Below are 26,480 nucleotides of genomic sequence, written 5' to 3'. Positions count from 1 at the left end.
ATCCCCATGAGGGGGAAAACACCAAGGCGCAAAGAAAAAGAGGAAGGTTGAACCCTTGATGAAGTGTTTCAAGGTGCGTGAAGGCACGGCACCTTAACCTCATGGTGCGTAAGACGGAGCAAGAAAGCTTTACGGCATGCCCAGGCAGACTTGCGGCGTTGTGTGAGATAAAAAAGAAGCTACGAAAAAGTATCTCAAGGTGTGTGAAGACACGACAACTTAACCTTTGGGTGCGTGACGGCGACGTACCCTAACCTACAGCCAAAAAAATCCCGACAGGTGTTGACCCATCGGGATTGCAAGTAAAGAGGTGAGTAATTTAAATTGAAATATCAAGGTAAAAAGACTACCGGACACTTCAAAGATAATTATTAGCTTAGCGTGTCAGCGCCATCAAAAGATCATGCTCAGTAATGATGTGCACTTTGTTCGCTTCATCTCTCACCAAAAGCGCCTTATTGTCTTTGTTGATGAGAGAAGAAAGCACATCGACTGTGTTGTCCATGCCAACAAATTGGAAAGACGGATCCATTACCTCACTTACAGGCTTGTCTTTGATGCTCGGATCCTGGATCAAGCTATTTAGCAGCTTAGTCTCGTGCACACTACCTACAAAATGATCTTTATCCGCCACTGGAAGCTGTGAAATGCCATCAATATTGAAAACTCCGATCACATCGCCCACTTTCATATTCTTGTTGACTGTCGTCAGCTTAGTATAGCCATTGCGGCGCTTGATAATGTCTCTGGCAGTAGCAAATATCCTCTCTTCCAGAAACCCATGGTTGCGCATCCATGCATCGTTGTACACCTTCCCCAGATAGCGAGTGCCGTGGTCTGGCAGTATGATCACCATCACGTCGCCGTCTTTCAAATGCTCTTTTGCGTATTCAAGCGCACCGTATGCAGCCGAGCCACACGACCAGCCCACGAAAAGCCCTTCTTCTCTGGCTAATCGCCGTGTCATGATGGCAGCATCCTTGTCTGTTACTTTCACAAAGTGGTCGATGGTTGAGAAATCAACATTCTTGGGCAAGATGTCCTCCCCAATACCTTCAGTGAGGTAAGGATACACCTCGTTGGAATCAAAAATGCCAGTCTCTTTGTATTTTTTGAACACTGACCCGTAGGTATCAATACCTACTGTGACAATGTCAGCCTTTTGCTCTTTCAGGTATTTGCTGGTACCGCTAATGGTTCCTCCTGTGCCGACGCCAGCAGCATAATGCGTTATTTTACCGGCTGTGTCTTTCCAAATCTCCGGTCCAGTTGACTCATAGTGAGCCTTGTAGTTGGAAAGATTGTCGTACTGATTGGGGTAAAGTGAGTTTGGAATCTCCTTGTTGAGCTTTTTTGCCACAGAGTAGTACGACCGTGGGTCCTCAGGTTCTACATTGGTGGGGCAAACGACCACTTCCGCCCCTACGGCTCTCAGGATGTCTATTTTTTCCTGCGACTGCTTGTCGGCCATGGTAAAGATGCAGCGATAACCTTTGGCGATGGCAACCAGCGCAAGGCCCATGCCCGTGTTCCCGCTCGTGCCTTCTATGATAGTGCCTCCGGGCTTGAGCAGGCCTTCCTTCTCCGCATCTTCGATCATTTTCAATGCAATCCTGTCCTTCACAGAGTTACCAGGATTCATGTATTCGACCTTCACCAGGATGGTACCTTTTATGCCTGCCGATACCTTGTTTAGCTTCACCAATGGGGTGTTTCCTATGGTCTCAACGATATGGTTATAGTAGTTCATCAATTTTGGATTTGTTAAACAAAGTTAGGCAAAACTCATCGGGTTGCGAAAAAGAAATCGGTAACAAATGGTTAAATTGGATAGCGGCACGTGCTGTCTGCGCATTCTTTATATTTGCACACAGAAGCAACGAACATGCGACAAACTTTGACTATAGCCGTGGACTTTGACGGCACCATTGTAGAACATGCTTATCCGAAAATCGGCAAACCCATCCTGTTTGCCGTCGAGACACTCAAAGCGCTGCAAAATCGCAATCACCGGCTAGTGCTTTGGACAATAAGGGAAGGCAAGTATCTGGAAGACGCCATTGCTTACTGTAAAAACCAGGGCCTTACTTTTTATGCAGTTAATGAGACTTTCCCCGGAGAAGGATTTGAAGAAGGACAAAGTCGAAAAGTGAATGTTGATCTATTTATCGACGACCGTAATGTTGGCGGACTTCCTCCCTGGGGTGAAATATGGAAGATGATTGAAGGGGATGAGATGGAAATGGCAAAGGAGGCTTCAAAGAAGGGATTTTTACAACGGATTTTTGGCGGCTAAGCAGGTAGAGCCAAAGTAGCACTATATCCTTTCGGTGTCTCTCGAAGAGGACGCTGAAAGGCTTGGATCAAACATGGTCGTGCTAACTCCCCCAGGGTCCCTGGCGGAGACCCCAAGGGGATGCTTTTCTAAACAAACTTATCATGAAAACGATAGCCTTTTGGTGTCTCTCGAAGAGGACGCTGAAAGGGTTGGATCAAACATGGTCGTGCTAACTCCCTCAGGGTCCCTGGCGGAGACCCCAAGGGGAAGCTTTTCTAAACAAGCTTATCATGAAACGATATCCTTTCGGTGTCTCTCGAAGAGGACACTGAAAGGCTTGGATCAAACATGGTCGTGCTAACTCCCTCAGTGCTCTGGCGGAGAGCCCAAGGGTAAGTTTTGTGAAAGCATTAGGTGAAAGACGAGCAAAGAATGCCGTTACTACACAAAAAAAGGCCAGCACTGCGCTGACCTTTCATTCTAATATTCTTGTATAACTAGTCGCCTTTTATCTCCTGCGGCCTACTTTATAGTTGCCTCTATATCTTGAGGAAGCACTTCTTCGGCGGCCTCTTGGCTCAAAGCGAAGATTTACTTTTAGTGAAACGATAGGGCCGGTAATTGACACCGTTTCCACCGTGAAGCTGTTAGGATCTTCCGTAACCGTCGAAAAGGCCTGCTTGTAGCTCCCGATTGGGAATCTGCCTTCAAGCCCAACATCTATATAGTTGGTTACATTGTAAGATACACCTACAAGGGGGTAAAACGAATTCGCCCTCCCTGTATCGGAGCCCTCTTCATCGAGGCCTGTGTTGGCACTCCTTTTATAGGTTCGTTGGATAAAGTTGATCGAAGCACCAGCGCCCACATACGGAAAAATTTTGTCTTTGGCGAGTGTCTGAAATTCATACAAAAAATCAAGAGAAACGGGCATAATCTTGATCTTCAGGTACTCTTCCCTACTGAGTCCGCCAAGGTTGATGGGGTCAGATTGGTCGCTGGTGGAGAACTGGCCCACCGAAAGCCTGCCAAAATAACTATCGTACACCCGGAAACCAACACCTCCACCATAGTACAAACCTCCACCCAGCTTCATATCGAAACCTGTTAGATAGGAGTCATTGTTCCAATAGCCCAGGGAAGGCTTATAGTATCCCCCTTCCACATTGAGGTAGGTAAGAGAGGCCTGTCCAAAGGCAACTTGCCCGGCAAAAATAAAAAGCACTAGTAAGGCTGGTATAAATCCACGCATACATTTAAAAGTAAGTGGTTTCAATATCTTCTTATCCATTTCAAATCTAACATCAATCGCCGCCTGAAGCACCGCCTTGATTGTGACACGTATTTAAGCCGTCATTCAGCCTATCTGTAGCTTCCTTAATAGCAGCATTTCTTTTGGTGTTTGCCTCATTGGTCATCGTGGTTTTGGCGGCCGCCGCTTTTGCAAGGTTAGCTGCCAGCTGGTTCGAAATGGCCGTCAATTCGAGATTCAGCAGCAATGTGCTATTATATAAGTTAATGGCGTACATCAACGTATTCAAAATGTTCAATAATTCTACCTCAGCCGGTGTAAAAACAGTGGAGCTGGCTATGCTGGCTGCGAAAGCATCATATTGTGACCTAAAGAATAGGTTTCTCTCCGTGTAGCGGGTGTTTGCCGCTGCGATGCTCGTTGTGCGTAGAGCAATGGCTGCTTGAATATTTTCCGAATCTTTGTTACTAACCAACACTAGCTGAGCATTGTAGGCTGAATCGATTTCAGCTACAGTAGTGTTATACGCCCGTCGTGCTGCTGCTTCGCAATCAAGCTCTAAAGCATTTACTGCAAATACTTTCGTTTCAATCAACGGCACAGTAATTTCCAATAAACGGCCTCCATCGTTCAATACCCGGCCCCCAGTGGGCAATGTCATGGTTGGCACAAGCGGAGCTAGCTGAGGGTATTCTTTCAAAAGACCCTGAATAGTTGCAATCAATGATATCAGGTTACTGTTGGGGTCGCTCACTCCATCCTTTACTTGTGTGGGCAGCGAGTTGACATTCAAGCCTTTGATGGCATTCTTTTGAGAGGTTGAGAGCGCCTGTGTCAATGTTGTGAGCTGGTCACGGACAGCAGCGAGAGCTGCAGGATTGGTATTAACGTTTGCCAGGTTGTTACCAAATGAGGTTTGCCCGTCTGTATTCATGGCACCCGGAGTGATGTCATCGGGTGTTACATCTTCCAATGTCACGTCACCCACATCAATCCCCCCTGATGGGAACTCATAATCAAAATTGGGCACGGGGCCTACGATCTGCTGCTCGCAGTCCGAAAAAATGAGCAGCATCGCCACCAATACCGACCCCTTTAAAAGTATTCGTTTCATTGACTTTGAATTTTGACCCCAACCGACACCCCTCGATGAAGAACAATTGGTTGAGCCAGTTGATAATAACAACTTTCAATGCGCAATTTACTAGTAATTTGCTTCTTAAGTTGCAATCTTATCGGATAAATTATAATATTTTAAGTAATGATAATAAATGATTTTTAATAAAAGAAGGATGCAAAGCCCTAAGTGACCTGTCTGTTTGCCGGTACTTCATCAGGCTTTCTCCATCGTTTTGGTTGCGGAGATACTCATAGGTGAACAAAAACTGATTGGCGGGCCGCACCTGAACGTATTTGTTTCTATAGAATGCCTTTGGAAAAAGTGGCATCGCCCATTGGACGCCCCCATTGAAGCCCCTGGCAGAGGCTGTCATATACAGTCCCATCTCGTTGTTGCCAAACTGACGAAACAATTCTATGCGAGAACCATAGTCTTCATAGAGAAACCGTTCGAAGGAAACCTTCGTCCAGAGGTCGTGTTGTGGAAAGGAATGCATCCACCACACCCCCCCGCTTACATACTCTAGTGGCTCCCGGTACAGCACCCGCTCATCGTAGGCATAGGAGGCCGATAAATTAACAACCACCCCGAAATAGTTCCTCCCAGCTCTGATTACGTAGTCTGCGCTTGCTCCATACTGTCTGTTGAGGAACGTACCGGCAGAGGCGACGAAAAGGTGGTTGGGAACAAAAGATTTGGTATAACTCAGGCTGACCTGCCCCGGCCTGCTGCTGAAGCCCAGCCTGCGCTCGAAGTCGTTTTGAATGGGGAAGATCCACTGCACATCGGCGCTGAGGCCAAAAGGCAACAAATAATTGATTTTGGGGGCTAGTGCCAGTTGCGTACGAAATATATCGAACTCGTCACCAAATTCAGCAAAAACCACCGGGGCTATGGAGATATCCAGCTTATAAGGCCATCCGCCGGCAACCGATGGCTTTGTTCTTCTCAACGATCTATCATCTTTCGTAGCAGCCGTCACATTGCCTCCGCTCAGGGTTGTCCATGGGCTGCCGTACCACATGAGCGTGAGGGCTACCGTGTCCGATTTCACCACCCAATCAGGCAGCTCATTGAGCAGCACCACCGGATTGCGGTGCAGACGGTACTCTAACGTATAATGTCCTCTTCCCTGCTCGTCTTTGAAATATTGAATGTTCTCCGCACCTTTGGTTTGCAACAGCTCTCTGAGTGAATCAGCAGGCTGAGCAAGCGCCTCCGAAAAGGCAAAGAGCATAACCAACCCTATTGTGATAAAAATATTGCTTCCCAAAAGGCGCATGAAAATTGGATTTCTACTCACAAGTATACTGCTTTTTGCAGGAACCCTGCGCCCCTGTCGGGCACAATTTACCCTTACGGGGCAATCTGGCAACTTCCTTGTGCCGGAAGCCCGGGTGATTGGAGATAAAAAAATTGCCTTTGGCAGCAGCTTCAACCCACAAAAAGAGGCCCTCATTCTCTATCCCAGCAGACGAGGGACACACGAAATTCACAACTTTGTTACCCTTGGTTTCCTCCCATTTATGGAGCTTACGTTCAACCTCACTCCTATCATTGATGCTCCCTTAGACTATGGCATAGGTGATCGATCCGGGAGCATGAGATTCCTACTCAAAAAAGAGACCGGTAAGTTTCCAGCTTTGCTTTTTGGAATGTATATCCCGCTGGGCACGAGCAATTTTGTCGATTCCAACTTTATTACAGGCACTAAGCATTTCAATTTAGGTGGCAAGGAGCTCACCCTGTCAGCAGGGGTTGGTATTCCCTGGGTAGTGAGAACGCTGATATTCACAGGATTTGATTCGATCGATATTGTAAGAAAAGAGAATGATTACCAGGTAGGCTTTTTTGGTTCAGCCAGGGTGCCATTATCAAGCTTTTTGCTAGTCTCGGCAGAGTACGAATCCCGCAATGTGAATGTGGGTCTGATGGGGAAGCTTTTTAATGACAAGTGTTTCGCCAAATTGTATACCCTTAACTTCAAAACTGTTGGTTTTGGGGTGAGTTATAGTGGGACGGTGAAGTGAGAGGATGGTTAATGGTTAATGGTTAATGGTTAATGGTTAATGAACCAACGATGGTCCCCTGTTAGCGTTTCTTGAAGGGAAGGCGGAAGGCAATCGGAAAGTAGCAGGAAGGAAAGAGGGGTCTGAATACGGAACACCGGAGACAGGCATCGGTACGGCTAGTACACCTATTTCGCTGAGACGCCAGACGCCGACGAGAGGAGGAAGGGACTCTATCAAACCTGTGTCTTACGGCACTTGCAGGGGGCTAGTGCCCGTACAGACACCTACTTGCAAGTGCTGAAGGGTGTTATATCTACAGTATGGCCATGACAGCCCCATCCTGAAAAGGTACGTGAAGACACCATAGCCGTCAACCTAAGCAAAAAAGGCCTGGGAAAAGAAACTGAACACGGTTTTGGGCCGAAAAATCAAGAATTTCTCCAATTACCTCTCAAGATTTGTTTCTGATGAGCGTATTGAGGCCATTGCAAAAGCATCATCCTTCAAAAAGCGTAATTCTGCCATCTCACCAAAGGCATTTCTGGATGTGGTTTTCTTTTGCAATAGTGACAAAAGCCCTTCACTGTCTGAATACAGTATAGATCTTGAACATCAGCATGGCGTTAGTGTTTCCAAACAAGCTCTCGACAAGCGTTTCAATGAAAACACGAAACAGATGCTTAAAGACCTTCTCCAAGAGGTTTTGACAAAGCAAATGGCCAATAATTCCGTAAAAAGCATTTCCTCCAGTTGGTTTACTGACATCCGCATCATGGATAGTTCAGAGTTTAAAGTATCTAAAAGGGCAGCAGATACTTTTCCTGGGTATGGAGGGGAGGGCAGGGAAGCCAGTGTTCAAATCCAATTTGAGTATCAGCTGCTAAGCTCCATGGTCACCGAACTTTCAATTGGCTCATCACGGGATTCTGATAGCATTGAGGGGATGAAGAATATTAAGAAGGTGCCTCCCAAAACATTGTTGCTGAGAGATTTAGGATATTTTCCTCCTAAGGCATTTGAAGAGCTAAGTAGCAAAGGTATCTACTTCATCAGCAGGGCAAAGTCACAATGGAATTTCTATACTCTCAAGGGTGGGGAATACTCACTACTTTCAACTGCCTCCATTATCAGCTTGCTAAAAGACCAGAAAGAAAAGTACCTGGATATGGAAGTATATGTTGGACAAAAAGCCTGCATGAAGGTAAGGCTTGTAGCCAACTTGCTCACAGAAGAGCAAAAGCAAAAACGTTTAAAGAATAAATCAGCCCGCAGAAAACTGGGGCCTGATGCCCTAGAGGCAATTGGTATAAATCTTTTTGTGACCAACGTGGAATCGGAAAAATGTACTGCCTCCCAGGTATATGATCTTTACTCATTGAGGTGGCAGGTAGAGCTTGTCTTTAAAACTTGGAAAAGCGTGATGAAATTGCATAAAATACACCCAATGAATGCGACCCGTTTAGAATGCATCATTCTGATCAAGCTGTTGTGGGTCATGTTAAATTGGACTTTTCTTAATCACTTGAAGAGGCTCACCCAAATGGATCTGAGCTTTCATAAGTTAGTCACAACGTTGCAAGGACGATCTAAATCATTAGCGTTACCTGTGTTGCAAAATAGTCACCTGCTCTTCGAATGGCTGACGGGTTTGTATCGGATCAGTAAGGTATTCCACGAAAAAGAGTACAAGAAAGGACGGAAAAAAGTATCAGATATTCTCGCTAGAACATGTCAAAATGTGCCCTAAAACTATTAAATTAGATCAACAAAAACGGCTGGCCATTCCGATAAATGGCTTTCAAAAAACATGGAAAATAAAACTTGGCCATGTCCAATGGCCTTGCCATGTTCAGCAATTCTTTCTTAGGTTGACGGCTATGGTGAAGACACGACACCCTAACAATTATCAAAACCAGGTTGTTCGGCATTTGAAGTCTCGTGATGGGTAGAGACCAGAACGACACCTACTTCCGTTCAGCCTAGGCTCTGTCTGGATGTACAAGATACCCCCACTACGATATGACAGACCATAGTATGCAGTGATGAGCCATCAATTTTCATCGATTCCGTGTCTCACGGCACTTGCAGGGTTGGCCAGTGGCCGTGCCGACACCTACCCCTCCTTCACGCCGGCCAGCAGGTACAGCACTGCCATACGGATGGCCACGCCATTTTCCACCTGGCCCAGTATAATCGAGTGGTCGGAGTCGGCTACGTCGCTGTTGAGTTCTACTCCCCTGTTGATGGGCCCCGGGTGCATGATCACAATCTCTTTGTTGAGGGTGTCGAGCAGCTGCTTATTGATGCCGTAGTATATTGAATACTCCCGCAGCGAGGGGAAGTACTTGATTTGCTGCCTTTCGAGCTGAATGCGTAGCACGTTGGCGACATCGCACCATTCCAGGGCCTTTTTGACATCATACTCTACCTTCACTCCCAGCTCGCCGATGAATTTAGGTATCAGCGTAATGGGACCACACACCATCACCTCAGCGCCAAGTTTTTTAAGGCAGAAGATATTGGAAAGAGCCACTCTTGAATGCAGGATGTCGCCCATAATGGCTACCTTCTTCCCGGCTACATCGCCAAGTTTTTCTCTTATAGAGAAAGCATCGAGCAGCGCCTGCGTGGGGTGCTCGTGGGTGCCGTCGCCAGCATTGATGATGTTGGCCTTTACGTGTTTTGACAGGAAGTGCGGCGCTCCCGGGCTGCTGTGCCGCATTACCACCATGTCCACTTTCATGGCCAGGATATTGTTGACCGTATCGAGCAGGGTTTCCCCTTTTTTGACGGAGCTGGAGGAAGAGGAGAAATTAACAACGTCGGCAGAAAGTCTTTTTTCCGCCAGCTCAAAAGAAAGCCTTGTGCGGGTGGAATTTTCGAAGAAAACGTTGGCCACGGTGATGTCTCGTAAAGAAGGTACCTTCTTGATTGGCCGGTTGAGTACGTCTTTAAAGTTGTCGGCCGTTTGGAAAATGAGCTGAATATCCTCTTCCGTGATATCTTTGATGCCCAACAAATGGCGGGTACTCAGCTTGCTCATGCCTCGTCCTCCTTTTCCATGATCCAGATATTGTCTTCGGGCATGCCCTGTTCTTTTAGTTCTACTAATATTCGCTGGCTCCTTACCGTGTTGACTCTTCTGCCTACATAAGTTGCCTCCACGGGAATATCCCTGCTGTACATTCGGTCGATCAACGTTAGCAGCTCCACTTTCTCCGGCCTTCCAAAGCTCACCATAGCGTCGAGGGCTGCCCGCACAGACCTGCCGGTGAACAATACGTCGTCGATCAGAATGACTTTTTTGCCCTCAATGACAAAGTTTACTTTGGTTTCGTGGGGAGCGATAGGGGCGTCCCGGCGACGGAAGTCATCCCTGTGGAAGGTAGTATCCAGGTAGCCAAGAAGGATTTTTTTGTTCAGGAGGGTCTCAAGACTGGTGCTGATTCTTTCAGCAAGAAAGATGCCTCTGGGCTGTAAGCCCATTAAAACGGAGTTGGTAAAATCGCCGTGATTTTCAATAAGTTGCTGACAAAGCCTGTTGATGGTGAACTGTAAAAGACGTCCGTCGAAGAGCAACCGTTTTTGCATGGGGCGAAGTTATGAAAAAATGATTTGATTACGGATTACGGATTAGGGATTTATGATAGAGACGGATTTCGGATAATCAGATTTTCAGACATTCAGACATTCAGACGGTCGGATGTTCGGATGTTCAGAGTGTTGGACTGTCTGAGTGTCTGAGTGTCTGACTGTCCTACCTATAAACAACCTTATTAATAAAAAATACGTTGCGGTTGAGGTTCACCCGGTTGTCCTTCAGGTTTTTGATGTCCTGGATGCCGTAGGTGTAAAAGGTTTTTCCATACCACACCGACAAGCCACCCACCTCGTTGTCGTTCACCCTGACCTCATCATCTTCAAATGTGAGTTCAATATCATTGAAAGTTTTGCCTTCGATGATCTCATCAGACTTTATGATTTTGGATCGGATCACATTTTCGAACATGTACAACAAAGCCACCTCGTCACCCGATGTGCTTACATGCACAAACTGCTGCAGATCGTAGCTGGTTACGTCATTGATTTCAAAGGAATTGTCCCATAGCAACTTACCCGACTTATCGAACGTCATGACAACGGCGTGCGTGTATTTGTATCCCAGAAAATTGGGATTGAAGTAGGTATTGCTCCGACCATAGGTGTAGCCTCCAAACCGCTCATAGCCGCTGTAATTAGAATACCTGGGGTAGTAGGCCTCACCGTACAAGGTGTATTTGTCGCCGTCCTGAATAATGTCGTGCACCAGCAACCGATAGTTGAATTTCACCCGCTTGCCTTGCACCTTCCGTCGGCTGATCTTCTCTTTGATCCGCTGCTCACGCTTGGCTCGCATGTAGGAGAAGAAGTTTTCCAGGTCGGCATAGTTGTAATAGTCTATCTTCTGCTGCCCATCGCTGCCCACGGTGGCGATATAAAGCCCCCTGGAATAGGTCGATCGCTTGTGACCGTAGGTGCCGGCAATAAACTGCCGATCCATTTCGAGGTGGGCAGGGGCTCCGTTGATCAGGCTCTTGGACTCATCTGGTTGCAACAAAATATTCCTGATCATGTCTCCACTTTCCGAAAATGACCGCACCGAAATGGTGGTGCGCTTGTCAGTCGTTTTTTCACTCATGGTCACCGTGAAAGTCCTGAGGCGGTCGTCAGTTTCCAGTCGCAGGATTTCAGCATAGTCGGCATAAAACCCCGGAACCACCTGCGGTCGCTGGTCAAAAAGGTTGTATCGGATGATCACTGGCCGGTAGTTGGTGTAGCCACCCATCAAAATGGTGCTTCCCACTACTTCAAATTGTGTCAGGTTAACAGGGAACACCGTATTGATGTTGAACTTGGTAGTGTCACCTTTTTCCAGGTCCATCCTCATCACCAGTAGCTCCTCCTGCTTGTACTGCTTTTCCCGAATGAGGTAATACATAAAGCCGGGTGAATAATCGTAGCCAATGATGCGGGACGCAAAAGGAAGATACAGCTCCCTTCTCCATTTCATGTCAAGAGCGGTGTCGAGTTTGATAAACTCCCACAAGTAGCCATCTTTATTTTTGTGTTCGGTTTGGTGGTACACCGACAGCCCCTCCTCCTCGCAACTATAAACCACGTAGTCCTCGTAGTTAGTGTTTTTTATCTCAAACTCCACTCTTTTGGGTTGCTCAATAAGCTCACTGGCCTTCTTCTCATCTTTTTTTCGATCCTGAGCCAGCACACCGGCCCCCGTAAGACAGCAAAAAGCCAGCAACGCCGTTAATTGTTTGAGTCGCATGTTGACAATAGTCACGTCATCAAAACATTTCATAAAAGCTTGTCCCCAAAAAAAGATTTATGCACGCAAAACACTACTCTTCCGATTTCTGAATAATTATATCAAATTCTTCCTTTTTCACCGGCTGCACCGACAGTCTCGAAAGCTTAATAAGTGCCATTTCGGACAGTCGCTCGTCTTTCTTGATCTCTCCAAGGCTCACAGGCCTTTTGAGCTTTTGCACCGGCACAAAATCAACCACGACCCAGGTATCTTTTTCTTCAGGCCTGGCCGTCGGGTCAGGGTAATGCTCCTTCGCTACCTTTGCTAATCCCACACACGACTTTTCTTTGACACTGTGATAAAAAAGAGCCAGGTCCCCTACCTTCATGTCTTTCATGAAGTTGCGGGCAGCGTAGTTTCTCACACCGTCCCACATGTCGCCTCCCATGCTCACGAATTTGTCCCAGGAAAAAGTTTCGGGTTCAGATTTTATCAGCCAATAGTTCATTTCTATGTTCTTTTTTTGGTTTCACTAGTCAAATGTAACAGACAAAAGTCTCTTCGGTAAACCAGGCGTATGGTATTGCGTAACAAATTCCTTTACCAGGATGTTTTCCTCCGCACGTAGTTTCTCTTTTTTGTTTATAGTAATCTAAGGAATTTTGCCTTAGGAAAATTACTTTTACAATGCCAGTTAACCAAAAACACCTCTCATTTTGGACAACAAAGAAATAATCTCACAGTTCCGCCTCATGGCTTCGCTCATGGAGCTTCATGATGAAAATCAGTTTAAAATTCGTGGCTACACCGGTGCGGTTTTCAACCTTGAAAAGGTAGACAAACCCATCGCCGCTATGACTGCAGAGGAAATCGGAGCCCTGGACGGGATCGGCAAGTCGATGGCCGCCAACATCCATCAGCTACTCGAAAAAGGAACGTTTGATGCGCTGGAGGAGCTTCGAGCAGCTACGCCCGCCGGGGTGGTAGAAATGCTTTCCATCAAAGGCATTGGCCCGAAGAAAATAAGGCTGATCTGGAAAGAGCTGGAAATTGAAAGTTTGGACGCCCTGCAAAAAGCCTGTGAGGAAGGAAGGGTCGCCAGCGTGAAGGGTTTTGGTGAGAAGACACAGCAGACTATTCTTGATGGTTTAAAATACAGAAAGGCGAATGTTGGTAAGCTTCATTTTTCAGAGGCAGAAATTGCGGCCAACCAGCTGATTGACATCATAAATAAAGAATTGGGAGAGAAGGTGCCGATGAGTTTTGTCGGCCCGTTAAGGCGTTTGCTGGAGGTGATCGACACGCTGGAACTATTGGTTGGGTCGCTGAATAATGAGGTGATCATAAAGGCGGTTGAGAAAAGTGGTCTGGGAGAAATCAGCCTTCAGGAATCAGGCCCTTATTCCATCAGGGGCCACATGAACGAACCCTATATTACTTTCCATATCAGGCTATGCAACGAAAAGCAATTCACAGAGAAGCTTTTGCTGTACACCGCCGCACCGCTGCACCTTAACCAAACACTTGCCGAAGGCGCTGTGCTGCGTGATAAACTGACAGAACGGGCCTTTGCCAGCGAGGAGGAGGCGTATAAGCACGCTGGCCTGGCCTACATAGCCCCGGAGCTAAGAGAAGGATCTTTCGAAATAGCCCTGGCACAGGAAAACAAGCTGCCCAAGCTGGTAGAAATGAACGACCTCAAGGGAATTCTTCACAATCATTCCACCTACAGCGACGGAAAGAACACCCTTAAAGAAATGGCCGCCTACTGCAAAGAGCTGGGCTATGAGTACCTGGGCATCAGCGACCACAGCCGCTCAGCCTTTTATGCCAGCGGCCTGGAGGCCAACAGGGTGAAAGACCAGCAGGTAGAGATCGATGCGCTCAATAAAGAGATGGCGCCGTTCCGTATCTTCAAAGGCATAGAATCTGACATTCTACCTGACGGCTCCCTCGACTATGAAACGGAGGTGTTGGCGTCGTTCGACTTTATCGTGGCCTCGGTGCACTCGGTACTCAACATGGACTTGCAGAAAGCCACCACCCGTTTGCTAAAAGCCATCAAAAACCCATTTACCACCATGCTTGGCCACCCCACTGGCCGACTACTGCTTGAACGTAAGGGATACCCCATCGACCACAAAACCGTGATTGATGCCTGCGCTGAAGAGGGTGTGATCATCGAAATCAATGCCCACCCCTGGCGGCTCGACCTCGACTGGCGCTGGGTGCACTATGCCATCGAGAAAGGCGTGATGCTTAGCATAAACCCCGACGCCCATGAAACCGAAGGCTACCACGACATGCGTTACGGGCTTTTGGTGGGTAGAAAAGGTGGCCTCACGAAAGAAATGACCTTCAATGCGTTGTCGACAGCGGAGGTGGCTGCCCATTTTGAGAAAAGAAAGAAGCGAGCGGCTGAGATGGTAAAGGCATAAAGGCTCATTCTCCATCAGGGTCCCTAACGGAGACCCCAATGGGCTTGAACAGCGTTGAGACCATCAGGGTTCCTGGCGGAGACCCCAATGGGAATGGAATGTGGTGAAGACACCTCCATCAGGGTCCCTGGCGGAGACCCCAATGGGCTTAGCGTTCTCCATCAGGATTCCTGGTGGAGACACCAATGGGCTTGCATTGAACAAGGTATGTTGCCCGTACAAATAAAAGAAATAGTGAATGTCCTCCAAATGTTGAAAGTATTGCAAGCCATCTTCGCCAAATCAGCTAAATGAAAGTACTCATCCTAAGGTTTTCGTCTATTGGAGATATTGTACTCACCAGTCCGGTGCCAAGGGTGTTAAAAACCCAACTCGACGATGTGGAAGTGCACTATGCCACCATGGCCCGGTTCAAATTTCTCCTGAAAGAGAATCCATATATTGATAAAATCCACGTTCTGGAGAAGGGGGACAAGCAGCTGATTGAAACACTTAAGAAAGAAAACTTCGACTACATCATTGACCTCCACCACAACTTAAGGACGCTGAGGATCAAGTGGGCGCTGAAGGCAAAGGCCTATGCTGTGGACAAGCTCAACTGGCAAAAGTACCTGATGGTCAATTTCAAAGTAAATAAATTGCCCAACCGCCATATTGTTGACCGCTACCTCGACACACTACAGCCATTGGGTGCCAAACCTGATCAGCTGGGCCTCGACTATTTTATTCCGGACAAAGACGAGGTAGATATTACCTGGCTGCCAGAAAGCCACCGCAACGGGTTTATTACCTACGCTATCGGTGGCCAGCACGGCACCAAAAAACTACCGGTAAAGCGCATGATTGAGCTTTGCGACCGAATCAACAAACCTGTGATTCTTTTGGGAGGAAAGGAAGATGCTGAGGCTGGCGAGGAAATAGCACGGTTCTTCGAACGCACAAAAAACTCAAGTGGCTATGAGGAGTCGTTGAAAGAGCTGGGTAAAAAAACAGAAATATTCAATGGCTGTGGTAAATTCAACTTTAACCAGTCGGCTTCATTGGTCAAGCAATCCAGCGTTGTTTTTTCGCACGATACCGGACTTATGCACGTGGCGGCAGCTTTTGGAAAAACGGTCTATAGCATTTGGGGCAACACCATTCCGTCGTTTGGCATGTACCCCTACCGAACAAAATTTATTGTATTTGAAAATAACAAGATCAAGTGCAGGCCCTGCTCCAAGATAGGTTTTGACAAATGCCCAAAGGGTCATTTTAAGTGTATGAACGACCTCGTTTTTGATTTCTATATTCCCTAGTTTGGCTCCACGATATGAAGACGATCTATCTGGTACGGCACGCAAAATCGAGTTGGGACTTCCCCGAACTGGACGACTTTCAAAGGCCATTAAGCAGCCGGGGCAAGGCAGATGCTCCAAGAATGGGGAAGTTCCTCAACGATCAGCAAGTTCACCCCGACCTGATCGTCAGTAGCCCTGCGGAAAGGGGCATCAAAACTGCCAAAAAGGTGGCTGCGGAGCTTGGCATTGACAAAAGAGAAATCGTCACTGACAAATCTGTTTATCATGCCTGGCCAGACAGGTTGCTGAAGGTGGTGGTTGAGTTGGATGACCAGCACACGTCAGTAATGTTATTTGGGCACAACCCCGGCCTGACAGAGTTTGCTAACCAACTGGCGGGAGCGTCTATCGAGAATATCCCAACTGCGGGGGCCGTGGGTGTTTCTTTTGAGGTCAACTACTGGCGGGACATTGGCTACGAGGCAGGGAAGTTGCTCTTTTTTCATTATCCGAAAGGCTTGCCAGAGGGGTATTGAGCGTTGCTTTCTAAAAGAAAGGAGTTTTTTTAAAAAAAGCAGGACCATGGGTGGTACATGTCAAATTGATGACGTTTTCTTACGTGAAGTAAAGAGGGCGCTCTTGTGCTGACGGAGAGTGCGACCTCTTTACCCGGGGCTGCCGATGACGTTTTCCTAGTGAAAAGTAAAGAGGGCGCTCTTGTACTGACGGAGAGAGGGACCTCTTTACCCGGACTGCCGACGACGTGTTCTTGCGGGAAGTAAAGAGGGCGTTCTTGTGCTGACGGAGAGAGCGACCTCTTTACCAGGGCTGCCGAAGAAGATTGCTTACTAAAGGATATACCTGCTCAAGTCCTTGTTCTTCACCAGTCCTGAGAGCTTCTCATTCACCATCTCTTTGGTAATGACCAGCTTAGAATTCGGGCCGATTTTGTCGGGGATATCAAATAGAAACTCATTCAACAATCGGCTCATCACGGTGTGCAGCCTCCTGGCACCTATGTTCTCCACCTCGGAGTTGATGGTGAAAGCAGTGTCGGCTAACTCCTCGAGTGCTTCATCGCTGAAGGTGAGTTCCACATCTTCTGACTTCAGCAAGGCTTCATATTGTTTAGTCAGTGCATTTTTTGGCTCTCTCAGAATACGAAGGAAATCTCCTTTGGTAAGGTTTTCAAGCTCCACTCTGATAGGGAAGCGACCCTGAAGTTCGGGAATAAGGTCTGAGGGCTTTGACACGTGAAAAGCTCCTGCAGCCATGAAAAGGATGTGCTCAGTATTAATGACGCCGTACTTTGTATTCACAGCACTTCCCTCCACAATCGGCAGGAGATCTCGCTGCACACCTTCCCGGCTTACATCGGCACCACCGCCTTTGCCCGCACTGCTGGCGATCTTGTCAATCTCGTCGATGAAGATAATACCGGAGTTCTGCGCCTTTTCGATGGCTTCTTCCTTCACCTCGTCCATGTCGATCAGCTTGTGCACCTCTTCCTCCAACAGTAGCTTCTTGGCTTCCGCTATCGTCACTTTTCTTTTCTTGTTCTTTTTCGGCAGCATATTACCCAGCATCTCCTGTAGGTTCATCATGCTCACCTCATCCATCATGCCACCGCCAATCATGCCCACATTCCCCTGACCAGGCGCCTTCACATTGATTTCTATTTTGCGGTCGTCGAGCTCACCGTTCCTTATCTTCTCACGGAACCTCTCACGGGTTCTTTCATTGAGCTCTTCGTCATTTTCAGGTGTAATGTCAATGGAATTGTCTGTGCCTGAAGCGCCAGCCGGCTGCCTCGAAGGAGCTGACTTCATCGGAGGTATCAAAGCATCGAGGATAATGCCTTCGACAGCAAGTTCTGCTTTCCCTTTTACCTCTTCTTTTTTGCTCTGCTTCACCATGTTAACGGCCTGCTCCACCAGGTCTCGCACCATGCTTTCCACATCACGGCCCACATAACCCACTTCGGTAAACTTGGATGCCTCTACTTTGGTAAAAGGAGCATCGGCAAGCTTGGCCAGGCGGCGGGCAATTTCTGTTTTACCAACGCCCGTGGCGCCAATCATCAGGATATTGTTAGGCACAATTTCTCCTTTGATGTCTTCATGGCTATGCATGCGTCGCCATCTGTTTCTGAGCGCAATTGCCACGTTTCTCTTGGCGTCGTCCTGGCCTATGATGTACTTATCGAGCTCGGCTACAATTTGCCTCGGGGTCAAATATTTGTTCTGATCTATCATGATGCTGATTTTCGCTTATGAAATAGTCGGTTCACATTGTGGCTGACAGTAAAGTGAGTATTTCCACCCACCACGTGGTAGTGCGACCGGGCCACTGTTAATTCAAATGATTTAATTTTTATCCAAACGCCAACTGAAAAGCCGGGACTTCCACCCGCTTGCTCCAGTTTTAGTTCTCTTCTTATTCTGTGGTTGTATCCAGCCAATACGTGGAAATTAGGGCCAAACAAGAATTCGGCACCAATGTTCACCCTGCTGAATATTTTGGTAAACGTGCCCGGCGCAGCTTCGTTGAAGTTTACCCTGCTGTCAGGTTCAAAGTATACCAGGTTCTGCTTGGGGAGATTGGTGCCCGTGAATGAGAAAATCACCGGCATTTGCTCAGGTTTGAAGCTCATTCCCAGCTGAACATCAAAAGGTAGTCTGGTTTTTTCCTCTGCATACCTTCCAAGTGCAAAGCCAGCGTTTTTTACCACCAAACCAACACTTAACTGCTTGTGGGGGTGCTGAAATACACCACCAATATCTGCCATGAGTGCTGAAGAACGGAAGCCAGCAATGCTCGATACAGCCAGTTGCGGAGCCACCCCCATCAGAAAAGGGCCCATTCTGTGGCTCAACGATACCCTCACAGCATATTCGCTGGCATTGAAAGTGCCCAGGTAGTTGCCAGCCTCGTCGTAGCTATCGAAGTTTCCATGGCTGAGGTGCGTGAGGCCAACTGCCGCTTTCCCAACCGCTTTGGTGTCAAAAGCATAGGCCACCTGACTATATTTGCTGCCCCCGTAAAAGTTGACGTAGGAAATAGAAATATCACCGGCTGCTACCGAGTCGAGCAGTGCCGGGTTATAAAAAACCCAGTTCAGGTCGCCCCGATTTTGGGATACATTGTAGCCCCCAAGCGCAGCTGCTCTCGCATTTACGGGCGTATTGAGGAATTGAAAGGAGTCTTTGCCACCAATTTGCGCATACCCCGCATCCATCATTACTAGCAAAAGCAACAAAATGATACCCAGGGTATTTAGGTGGCTCCCTCTCATAAATCCTCAACGGTGGCCATTTCTTTGGCCAATCCTTTAATAGGCCAAAGATGCGTAGCCCCTTCCACCTTCGATTTGAGCAGCGCTAGCTTCAACACTTCGTCTACATTGTCGACGTAGTTAATCTTAAGGTTCTCAATATAATTAGGCTCAATTTCTTCAATGTCCTTGCGGTTGCGACTGCTCAGGATGATCTCCTCTATGCCAGCACGCCTGGCTGCAAGTATTTTCTCCTTGATGCCTCCCACAGGAAGCACCTTTCCCCTGAGGGTGATTTCTCCGGTCATGGCCAGCTTGTCTTTCACTCTTCGCTGTGTATAAATCGACGCCAGCGATGTCAGCATGGTAATCCCTGCCGACGGCCCGTCCTTTGGCACCGCACCAGCTGGCACGTGCACATGCAAGTCGTAATGATCAAAAACCTGGTGGTCGATGTCGAGCTTATGGGCGTTCGACTTCAGGTATGATAACGCAGCCACGGCTGACTCCTTCATCACGTCGCCTAGTTGGCCAGACAGTGTCAATTTGCCTTTGCCCCTGCTCAGCGACGACTCGATGAACAAGATCTCCCCTCCTACCTGTGTCCAGGCCAGGCCTGTGACTACACCCGGGTGCGTGTTGTCGGAATAGACCTCTTTATCAAAGATTTCAGCTCCCAAAATTTTGCGTACTTCCTTTCCTTTGATAGTCTTGGTGTAGGCCTCCTCCATGGCGATCGATTTGGCAGTATTTCTGATCACCGTAGCAATTCTCCGCTCAAGTGTTCGTACGCCAGATTCTCTCGTATAGTCATCTATAATTTTTCCAACAGCCTCGTCGGTAAATTTAATCTGAGACGCCTTTACGCCATGCTCTTTTCGCTGCTTGGGAATCAGGTGTTGCTTGGCGATTTCTATTTTCTCCTCGAGGGTGTACCCCGTGATCTCTATGATCTCCATCCTGTCTCTCAAAGCAGGTTGGATGGTCTCCAGTGTGTTGGCAGTAGCGATAAACAGCACCTTTGATAGATCGTAGCCCACTTCAAGGTAGTTGTCAGTGAAGCTATTGTTTTGCTCCGGATCGAGCACCTCCAAAAGTGCGGAAGATGGATCGCCCCGAAAATTTGAGCTTACTTTATCGATTTCATCAAGGATAAAAACAGGGTTTGACGATTTGGCCTTCGATACGTTGCCAACAATCTTGCCCGGCATGGCACCAATATAAGTTTTTCTGTGGCCCCTGACTTCTGCCTCGTCGTGCACACCACCCAGCGACATCCTGACATAATGTCGGTCGAGCGACCTGGCGATTGACCTTCCCAACGAAGTTTTCCCGACACCAGGGGGGCCATAAAGACAAAGGATAGGGCTTTTCATGTCTCCTTTGAGCTTCAACACAGCCAGGTATTCAAGGATTCTCTCCTTCACCTTTTTCATCCCGTAGTGATCTTCGTCGAGAATCTTCCGGGCTCTTTTCAGGTCAAAATTGTCCTGCGTATACTCATTCCAGGGCAAGTGAACCATAAAATCGACATAGTTCATCGCCACAGGAAACTCAGCTGCGGCGGGGTTCATCCTGGAAATTTTGTCAAGCTCTTTGAAGAAGTGCTGCTTCACCTCCTCATCCCATTTTTTCTCTGCACCCAGCTTTCTCAGCTCCTGAATATCTTTTTCCGGACCGTCGTACCCCAATTCGTTTTGGAGCACCTTGATTTGCTGGCGGAGGTAATAGTCTCGCTGCTGTTGATCGATATCGGAATGTACCTTATTTTGGATCTCCTGCTTGATCTCAAGCATTTGAATGTCCTTTAGCATGTACTCCAACAGCAATTCAGCCCTTTTTATACCCTCGTGGGTTTCCAGTAGTTTCTGCTTATCAGCTACATCGGCATTTACATTGGAGGAAAGAAAATGGGTGAGAAAACTGCCGTTGTCGATATTCCCAAGGGCTGCATGGGCCTCCTTAGGTATCTCAGGATTCAGCTTCATTACTTTATAAGCTGCATCCTTTAGCGACTGAATAAGCGCTTTGGTTTCTTTGCTCGACTTGCCAGGAAACTTCTCTGCAAGCAGCTTAACCCTGGCACTGATATAGGGATCCTCCTGAATAATGCTTTCTACCTCAAACCGGCTCTTGCCTTGAATAATGATGGTCGTGTTGCCATCTGGCATAACGAGCATTTTCAATATGCGGGCAATGGTACCCACAGTATATAGATCGTCTGATTTAGGCTCTTCAGCTTTTCTGTTCTTCTGAGCCAGCACACCAATAATTTTGCTGCCTTTATAGGCTTTTTTCACCAGCCGGATCGACTTCTGCCGACTCACCGTGATCGGAATAACCACCCCCGGATACAAAACGGTGTTTTTTATCGGCAGAATAGGCACCTCATCAGGCACATCCTCCGGCTTCAAATCCTCCTCCAGGTCAGCTGACACTAGCTGTATAATATCCCCTGATTCGTCTTCTTGTATTTCCGACAAAAAAGCTACTGCTAGTTCTTTCTCTTTATTGCTGTTCATAATTATCTAACGCTCTCGATATGCCAATCTGACATTAAATGACCCAGATAGGTGTAAAATTCACTCGGCCCGTATAAATTGCAAGAGATATGCCAAAAAATAGTAGGCAGCCCCTGGCGACCCTTTCTATTTCTCATCAACCAATGTACTTGACGAAACCATCCAATAGATTCTATAATTTCTCCGACCGTTTCCAGCCTTCTGCGAAATGGTGGCTTGCTGCGCTGTTGACCATTTTTATGCTTGGTTCTGTTGCTTTCCCGGCACTCGCCCAAAGGAACAAGAGGAAGAAAGCCACCCCTTCAAACGTTGAAACCAGCCTTGATACGCTGACTGTGCCTTCTGAGATAAATGTGTTTGAGTTTCCGAACATTAACAAGGTGGCTGATTATGTAGACAAAAGCAAGCTGGAGCGCATCCAGAAACTTGAAGCCAATAAAGAGTGGGAGGCGTTGTATCCGGCATTGAAATATTATGTCAGAAACTTTGGTGTACAGAATTTCTATAAAGACACCTACCTGATTTGGCGACTGGCCAAATTGACAGAACTATTTGACGGACTTGAGGAAGCAAAGCCGCTTTACAAAATGTTACTGCGCCACCACCACAAGGATATTAACCTGCGAGAGATTGAGCTCTACTACGATTCGCTTAACAAGCAGGAGGTTGATTTATATGTGCCACTCGACTATTACTACGAATTGGTGGAACACAGAAAAGCCATAGACACACTTAGGCCCCCAAGAGGTGTTTTGCTCAATATGGGCGGTAACGTAAATAGCCGCAATGCTGATTATGGGCCTACTTTGAACATCAATGGAGACATCCTGCTTTTTACCTCGCAAAGGAATGAAATCAGGAGAAGCCTGAATACGCAAAACAATGAAGACCTTTTTATTGCCAGAAAGGAAGGGCAGTATTGGCAGGAGGCCGTTGCCCTTCGGGAAATCAATACAAAGTTCAATGAGGGGTCGGCTACGCTGAGTCGTGATGGGAAAACTCTTTATTTTGCCAGGTGTGATGCCCCGGAATGTATCGGCAGTTGCGATATTTTTGTTGCCAAACTACAAGCCGACAGCACCTGGGGCAATATTCAAAACCTTGGAGCCAAAGTAAACAGCCTGAGTTGGGACAGCCATCCAGCCCTGTCGCACACCGAAGACACACTCTTTTTTGCCTCCGACCGTATAGGCGGCTTCGGACTTTCCGATATTTATTTTTCCTACAAGCTTAAAGGTGGTGGCTGGGCTCCTGCTCAAAACCTCGGGCCCATAGTGAATACCCGAAGCAATGAGGTCAGCCCCTTTTTCCACCCGAGATACAATATTCTTTATTTCAGTTCCAACGGCCAACTCTACAATTTCGGCGAGTTCGACATCTATAAATCTTACAAGATGGACAACATTTGGGGCGAGCCAGTCAATATCGGGCCGCTGGTGAATGGCAGAGGAAGCGAGTTCTATTTTACCATCGACGCCGAATCAAAAGACTTGTTCTACGCACGGTCGGCCAACAGAGATTTAAACATGCAGGATCTCTACTCCTTTCCCCTGCCCATGGAAGCACAGCCGGGCTCAATAACAAAGGTGAAGGGTTCATTGACCGACAGCCTGACAGGAAAACCTTTCAACGGGATTGTCTCTATCATCGACCTCGACGATGGGATTGAAGTGGCCCCCAGGTTTCTGAAACCCGACGGCAGCTTTGAGTTCGACCTTATCAACAACAACAACTACCTGCTGGTGATTCAGGGCGACGACTTTTTCAGAATAGAGGAAATGTTTTACCTCAATGGGCCGATGGAATTAAATAGAACCACCGACCCCATAGCCAGTAAGGTCAAATTCGAGTCTATTGAATTCGAAAATGGTAAGTCCGATCTTCGAACAGAAATGTATGGCGACCTTAATAAGATTGTGAACTTTCTGTACGACAATCCAGACTTTAAGCTGCGGATCTCAGGACATACTGATTCGGATGGCTCACCAGCATTTAATCTTGCCCTGTCTAAGTCGAGAGCTCAGAACATCAGAGACTACATGGTCATATTTGGTGGTGTCGACGAGCGACGGGTAGAGTTTGAAGGCTACGGAAGCAGCCAACCGATTGTAGAAGAGAAAACAGAGCAAGACAAAACCCTGAACAGAAGGGTAGAATTCGAAATATTCAGGCCCGGTGTAAAAAAGGAAGGTGATCAGGGGTCTGGAAACTGAGCCGTCTAATCACCTTCATGCCAAAATACCTTCTTTAACGTTAGTTCGATATAAAAATGTCGTCATTCCGGAAAATATTGGCCTAAAATGAAAATGGGCCAATATTTATCCCAGGCGGGCAGCCCGGAATCTCAAATGTCTTGAGGCGGAGATTGCGCCGACGTGGAACGGATAATTTTCTTCAGATCAGAAAAATATCTGAAGAAAATTTCCGCAATGACGCCCCTTGGTGATGTTTTGCAACATTTTTATATCGAACTAACGTTTCTTTACGTTTTAGATTTTCAGGATATCGTTGAAGATGGCAAAGACCATTATCGACAGCAATAACACCATGCCGACCTTCTGTGCATTTTCCAGAAATTTATCTGATGGCTTACGACCAGAAACAATTTCGTAAGTCAGGAACATCACGTGCCCTCCATCGAGTGCGGGAATCGGCAGAAAGTTCATAAACGCAAGCACCATTGACAGGAAGCCCAGCTTTTGCCAGAAATTCGTCCAGTTCCAGGTGCCCCCAAAAATCTTGGCAATACCGATAGGGCCGCTAACCGCTTTTGAAGCAGACACCTCACCACTGAATATTTTCCCAAAGCCTCTGATGTTCAGCCAAACCCATCCAAAAGCCTCGTTAGTTCCAGCCACCAAACTCTCCCCAAAGGTAAAATCACGGTGAGCAACGTCGACCAACAGGGTACGCACAAAGCCAACCGTACCATCGGTATCGATGGGAATATGCAGCTCAGTTGTCGTAAACATTCCTTCTTTTTCGATGGTTGCCTCTCCTATCCGCCGCTCCACAACAGCCAGCACTGTATCACCAGCGTTCTCGGTCGCAATCTCCTTGAAGTCAGCAAAGTATCTCGCTGGCCGACCATTGATAGTAACAAACCTGTCACCTTCCTTCAACCCTGCCACATCTCCGCCTGAGCCACTGGCGACTTCACCAACAGCAAACGGAAGTCTGTAGTCAATAAAGCGACTTACAGCATCCTTATCAGATAATTTGTCGAGGAAGCCAGTTGGTATTTTCACAGTTACAATCTGCCCATCACGATCAACAGTGTAGGTGCTTCCCGCTTCCATGATCACATCAGGGTTCATCACCTCATTGAAGTCTTCAAAATCCTTTCCGTTGATTTTAAGAATCTTGTCTCCAGTCTTAAACCCGATCTCCTGCCCCAACTCATAGGCCACAATGCCATACTTGTTGGCCTCGTCCCTCGAAATATAGGTGTCGCCATTGAAAAAGGTCAGCAACACGAAAATTACGATGCCAGTTATCACGTTTACTATGATTCCACCCATCATCACGATGAGGCGCTGCCAGGCTGGCTTTGCTCTGAACTCGTAGGGCTCCGGCTCTTTGTTTAAGTGCTCGGTGTCCATCGATTCGTCGATCATCCCTGATATTTTCACAAAACCTCCCAGAGGAATCGCCCCGATAGAGTATTCCGTGCCACGGTAGTCGAACCCAAAAATTTTAGGCGGAAATCCTATGGAATATTTTTCGACCCGCATGCCAAAGAACTTGGCTGTGAGTAAGTGGCCGAATTCATGCAATCCGACTAAAATAGAAAGTCCCAGCAAGAGCTGGGCGGTCATAATAAGTGCCTCCATTAAGCTATTAAATCTAAAGCGATGTTTCTTGTTTCTGTATCTGTATCAACGTAGTCCTGATAATCAGGGCTTGAAATATAGGGTATTTTAACCAAACACTTCTCCACTATATCCGACATTTCCATAAAACCAATCTTGTCATTCAGGAAAGACTCCACTGCCACTTCATTAGCGGCATTCAGCACACATGGCTTATTGCCACCCTCCTTTAAAGCGTCAAACGACAGCTGAAGGTTCCTGAAGGTTTCCAAATCTGGTTTTTCGAAAGTCAGGGAGGGATATTCTGCAAAGTTAAACCTTGGGAAGTCGGATTTCAACCTTTCCGGGTAAGTCAGAGCAAACTGGATGGGTATACGCATGTCGGGCAACCCAAGTTGTGCTTTTATGGAGCCATCTTCAAATTGCACCATGGAGTGAACTATGGATTGAGGATGAACTACCACATCAATTTTGTCGGCTGGAATGCCAAATAACCACCGTGCTTCTATCACTTCAAGCCCCTTGTTCATCAATGAGGCTGAGTCGATGGTGATTTTGGCCCCCATGTCCCAATTGGGATGTTTCAGCGCCATTTCCTTGGTCACTTTCAGTAGTTCACTTCTTGTCTTTCCACGGAAAGGTCCACCCGAAGCAGTTAGAATAATCTTTTCTATCGGGTTGTGGAACTCACCCACTATGCACTGAAAAATAGCAGAATGCTCGGAGTCAATAGGAAAGATGTTGACAGCTTTTTCTTGTGCCATTTTGGTAATAAGCTCGCCGGCCACCACCATAGTCTCTTTGTTGGCAAGAGCGATTGGCTTTCCTGCCGCAATGGCGTTCATGGTAGGTTTCAACCCCGAATAGCCGACAAGCGCCGTCAGCACCATGTCAATGGTGTCCATTTGCACGATCTGAGAAAGCGCATCGAGCCCGGCAAAAACCTTGATGTCTTTTGGTAACAAGGCATCGGCTACTTGCTGGTACAAAGATTCGTTACCAATCACAACCGCATTGGGTATGAACTCCAGGGCCTGACGAATCAACAGATCGGCGTTGTTCTGGGCAGTTAGCACCTCTACTTCGAAGGCTTCAGGGTGCCTTTTTATCACATCAAGCGACTGAACGCCAATGGAACCGGTGCTACCAAGGATAGCAACCCTTTTTTTCGGTCTTTCTTGTGTCAAGGT

20 protein-coding genes are annotated in these 26,480 nt (G+C 47.3%); 7 read left to right on the top strand and 13 right to left on the bottom strand.

Translation table 11 applies throughout. The features are described from left to right. Positions 1-376: 376 nt before the first annotated feature. On the bottom strand, positions 377-1,750 hold the full coding sequence (locus GC130_RS17835) for a cystathionine beta-synthase (protein ID WP_151999702.1): 1,374 nt from the start codon (positions 1,748-1,750) through the stop codon (positions 377-379). 135 nt (positions 1,751-1,885) lie between these two features. Here GC130_RS17835 and GC130_RS17830 point away from each other — a divergent pair, with 135 nt between their 5' ends. Continuing rightward, positions 1,886-2,296, top strand: coding sequence for a BT0820 family HAD-type phosphatase (locus GC130_RS17830; protein ID WP_151999701.1), 411 nt, complete (start codon positions 1,886-1,888; stop codon positions 2,294-2,296). Between the two features lie 490 nt (positions 2,297-2,786). Here the strand turns inward: GC130_RS17830 and GC130_RS17825 are convergent, their stop codons facing one another. The 3 genes from GC130_RS17825 to GC130_RS17815 form a co-directional block, all read right to left on the bottom strand. Next, positions 2,787-3,530: an outer membrane beta-barrel protein gene (locus GC130_RS17825; protein ID WP_151999700.1), complete on the bottom strand. Its 744-nt coding sequence runs from the start codon at positions 3,528-3,530 to the stop codon at positions 2,787-2,789. Between the two features lie 52 nt (positions 3,531-3,582). Then, positions 3,583-4,644, bottom strand: a complete 1,062-nt coding sequence (locus GC130_RS17820; protein WP_151999699.1) for a hypothetical protein — start codon at positions 4,642-4,644, stop codon at positions 3,583-3,585. A gap of 130 nt (positions 4,645-4,774) precedes the next feature. Continuing rightward, positions 4,775-5,932 carry a hypothetical protein gene (locus GC130_RS17815; RefSeq protein WP_151999698.1) on the bottom strand — a complete coding sequence of 386 codons (1,158 nt, stop codon included), beginning with the start codon at positions 5,930-5,932 and terminating at the stop codon, positions 4,775-4,777. Between GC130_RS17815 and GC130_RS17810 the strand changes: the two genes are divergently transcribed. Continuing rightward, complete coding sequence (locus GC130_RS17810; RefSeq protein ID WP_151999697.1) at positions 5,931-6,680, top strand: YjbH domain-containing protein; 750 nt, start codon at positions 5,931-5,933, stop codon at positions 6,678-6,680. The genes GC130_RS17815 and GC130_RS17810 overlap by 2 nt on opposite strands. Positions 6,681-7,077: 397 nt before the next feature. After that, positions 7,078-8,409 carry an IS4 family transposase gene (locus GC130_RS17805; protein ID WP_193217898.1) on the top strand — a complete coding sequence of 444 codons (1,332 nt, stop codon included), beginning with the start codon at positions 7,078-7,080 and terminating at the stop codon, positions 8,407-8,409. Between the two features lie 366 nt (positions 8,410-8,775). Here GC130_RS17805 and GC130_RS17800 read toward each other — a convergent pair whose 3' ends face one another. The 4 genes from GC130_RS17800 to GC130_RS17785 form a co-directional block, all read right to left on the bottom strand. Beyond that, the gene (locus GC130_RS17800) at positions 8,776-9,705 is read right to left on the bottom strand and encodes an aspartate carbamoyltransferase catalytic subunit (protein ID WP_151999695.1); all 930 of its coding nucleotides are present in this window, start codon (positions 9,703-9,705) and stop codon (positions 8,776-8,778) included. Further along, the gene (gene pyrR, locus GC130_RS17795) at positions 9,702-10,253 is read right to left on the bottom strand and encodes a bifunctional pyr operon transcriptional regulator/uracil phosphoribosyltransferase PyrR (protein ID WP_151999694.1); all 552 of its coding nucleotides are present in this window, start codon (positions 10,251-10,253) and stop codon (positions 9,702-9,704) included. Before pyrR ends, GC130_RS17800 begins: the two co-directional genes overlap by 4 nt. A gap of 166 nt (positions 10,254-10,419) precedes the next feature. After that, a complete protein-coding gene (locus GC130_RS17790) occupies positions 10,420-12,015 on the bottom strand; it encodes a hypothetical protein (RefSeq protein ID WP_151999693.1) in 1,596 nt (531 codons plus the stop codon). Between the two features lie 40 nt (positions 12,016-12,055). Further along, complete coding sequence (locus tag GC130_RS17785) at positions 12,056-12,472, bottom strand: EVE domain-containing protein (RefSeq protein ID WP_151999692.1); 417 nt, start codon at positions 12,470-12,472, stop codon at positions 12,056-12,058. Positions 12,473-12,680: 208 nt separating this feature from the next. On the opposite strand from GC130_RS17785, the gene GC130_RS17780 reads away from it, so the two are divergent. From GC130_RS17780 to GC130_RS17770, 3 genes are all read left to right on the top strand, one after another. After that, the gene (locus tag GC130_RS17780; RefSeq protein WP_151999691.1) at positions 12,681-14,402 is read left to right on the top strand and encodes a helix-hairpin-helix domain-containing protein; all 1,722 of its coding nucleotides are present in this window, start codon (positions 12,681-12,683) and stop codon (positions 14,400-14,402) included. A gap of 290 nt (positions 14,403-14,692) precedes the next feature. After that, a complete protein-coding gene (locus tag GC130_RS17775; RefSeq protein ID WP_151999690.1) occupies positions 14,693-15,700 on the top strand; it encodes a glycosyltransferase family 9 protein in 1,008 nt (335 codons plus the stop codon). Positions 15,701-15,714: 14 nt separating this feature from the next. Next, positions 15,715-16,218, top strand: coding sequence for a histidine phosphatase family protein (locus tag GC130_RS17770; protein WP_151999689.1), 504 nt, complete (start codon positions 15,715-15,717; stop codon positions 16,216-16,218). Between the two features lie 312 nt (positions 16,219-16,530). Here GC130_RS17770 and hslU read toward each other — a convergent pair whose 3' ends face one another. Genes hslU through lon form a run of 3 tightly spaced genes read right to left on the bottom strand, consistent with a single transcriptional unit; the run spans position 16,531 to position 21,478 of the window. Beyond that, complete coding sequence (hslU, locus tag GC130_RS17765; protein WP_151999688.1) at positions 16,531-17,937, bottom strand: ATP-dependent protease ATPase subunit HslU; 1,407 nt, start codon at positions 17,935-17,937, stop codon at positions 16,531-16,533. Then, a complete protein-coding gene (porQ, locus tag GC130_RS17760; protein ID WP_151999687.1) occupies positions 17,934-18,977 on the bottom strand; it encodes a type IX secretion system protein PorQ in 1,044 nt (347 codons plus the stop codon). Before porQ ends, hslU begins: the two co-directional genes overlap by 4 nt. Continuing rightward, complete coding sequence (gene lon, locus GC130_RS17755) at positions 18,974-21,478, bottom strand: endopeptidase La (RefSeq protein WP_151999686.1); 2,505 nt, start codon at positions 21,476-21,478, stop codon at positions 18,974-18,976. Before lon ends, porQ begins: the two co-directional genes overlap by 4 nt. A gap of 89 nt (positions 21,479-21,567) precedes the next feature. Here lon and GC130_RS17750 point away from each other — a divergent pair, with 89 nt between their 5' ends. Next, positions 21,568-23,691, top strand: coding sequence for an OmpA family protein (locus GC130_RS17750; RefSeq protein WP_226940537.1), 2,124 nt, complete (start codon positions 21,568-21,570; stop codon positions 23,689-23,691). Positions 23,692-23,967: 276 nt separating this feature from the next. Here GC130_RS17750 and rseP read toward each other — a convergent pair whose 3' ends face one another. Then, a complete protein-coding gene (rseP, locus tag GC130_RS17745) occupies positions 23,968-25,311 on the bottom strand; it encodes an RIP metalloprotease RseP (protein WP_151999685.1) in 1,344 nt (447 codons plus the stop codon). Continuing rightward, the gene (locus GC130_RS17740) at positions 25,311-26,477 is read right to left on the bottom strand and encodes a 1-deoxy-D-xylulose-5-phosphate reductoisomerase (RefSeq protein ID WP_151999684.1); all 1,167 of its coding nucleotides are present in this window, start codon (positions 26,475-26,477) and stop codon (positions 25,311-25,313) included. Before GC130_RS17740 ends, rseP begins: the two co-directional genes overlap by 1 nt. Between the last annotated feature and the right edge of the window lie 3 nt (positions 26,478-26,480).

The sequence above is a fragment of the Imperialibacter sp. EC-SDR9 genome (genome assembly GCF_902498805.1).
Taxonomy (GTDB): Bacteria; Bacteroidota; Bacteroidia; order Cytophagales; family Cyclobacteriaceae; genus Imperialibacter.
Note: the sequence above shows the minus strand (reverse complement) of the source record. Positions and strands in the feature narration are given on the sequence as shown.

Excerpts from the sequence above, each read along its gene's own strand:
- GC130_RS17775 (WP_151999690.1), top strand. The coding sequence starts at position 14,693 with ATGAAAGTACTCATCCTAAGGTTTTCGTCTATTGGAGATATTGTACTC.
- lon (WP_151999686.1), bottom strand. The coding sequence starts at position 21,478 with ATGAACAGCAATAAAGAGAAAGAACTAGCAGTAGCTTTTTTGTCGGAA.
- hslU (WP_151999688.1), bottom strand. The coding sequence starts at position 17,937 with ATGATAGATCAGAACAAATATTTGACCCCGAGGCAAATTGTAGCCGAG.
- GC130_RS17825 (WP_151999700.1), bottom strand. The coding sequence starts at position 3,530 with ATGCGTGGATTTATACCAGCCTTACTAGTGCTTTTTATTTTTGCCGGG.
- GC130_RS17790 (WP_151999693.1), bottom strand. The coding sequence starts at position 12,015 with ATGAAATGTTTTGATGACGTGACTATTGTCAACATGCGACTCAAACAA.
- rseP (WP_151999685.1), bottom strand. The coding sequence starts at position 25,311 with ATGGAGGCACTTATTATGACCGCCCAGCTCTTGCTGGGACTTTCTATT.
- pyrR (WP_151999694.1), bottom strand. The coding sequence starts at position 10,253 with ATGCAAAAACGGTTGCTCTTCGACGGACGTCTTTTACAGTTCACCATC.
- GC130_RS17815 (WP_151999698.1), bottom strand. The coding sequence starts at position 5,932 with ATGCGCCTTTTGGGAAGCAATATTTTTATCACAATAGGGTTGGTTATG.
- porQ (WP_151999687.1), bottom strand. The coding sequence starts at position 18,977 with ATGAGAGGGAGCCACCTAAATACCCTGGGTATCATTTTGTTGCTTTTG.
- GC130_RS17770 (WP_151999689.1), top strand. The coding sequence starts at position 15,715 with ATGAAGACGATCTATCTGGTACGGCACGCAAAATCGAGTTGGGACTTC.
- GC130_RS17830 (WP_151999701.1), top strand. The coding sequence starts at position 1,886 with ATGCGACAAACTTTGACTATAGCCGTGGACTTTGACGGCACCATTGTA.
- GC130_RS17785 (WP_151999692.1), bottom strand. The coding sequence starts at position 12,472 with ATGAACTATTGGCTGATAAAATCTGAACCCGAAACTTTTTCCTGGGAC.
- GC130_RS17810 (WP_151999697.1), top strand. The coding sequence starts at position 5,931 with ATGAAAATTGGATTTCTACTCACAAGTATACTGCTTTTTGCAGGAACC.
- GC130_RS17835 (WP_151999702.1), bottom strand. The coding sequence starts at position 1,750 with ATGAACTACTATAACCATATCGTTGAGACCATAGGAAACACCCCATTG.
- GC130_RS17800 (WP_151999695.1), bottom strand. The coding sequence starts at position 9,705 with ATGAGCAAGCTGAGTACCCGCCATTTGTTGGGCATCAAAGATATCACG.
- GC130_RS17750 (WP_226940537.1), top strand. The coding sequence starts at position 21,568 with ATGCCAAAAAATAGTAGGCAGCCCCTGGCGACCCTTTCTATTTCTCAT.
- GC130_RS17820 (WP_151999699.1), bottom strand. The coding sequence starts at position 4,644 with ATGAAACGAATACTTTTAAAGGGGTCGGTATTGGTGGCGATGCTGCTC.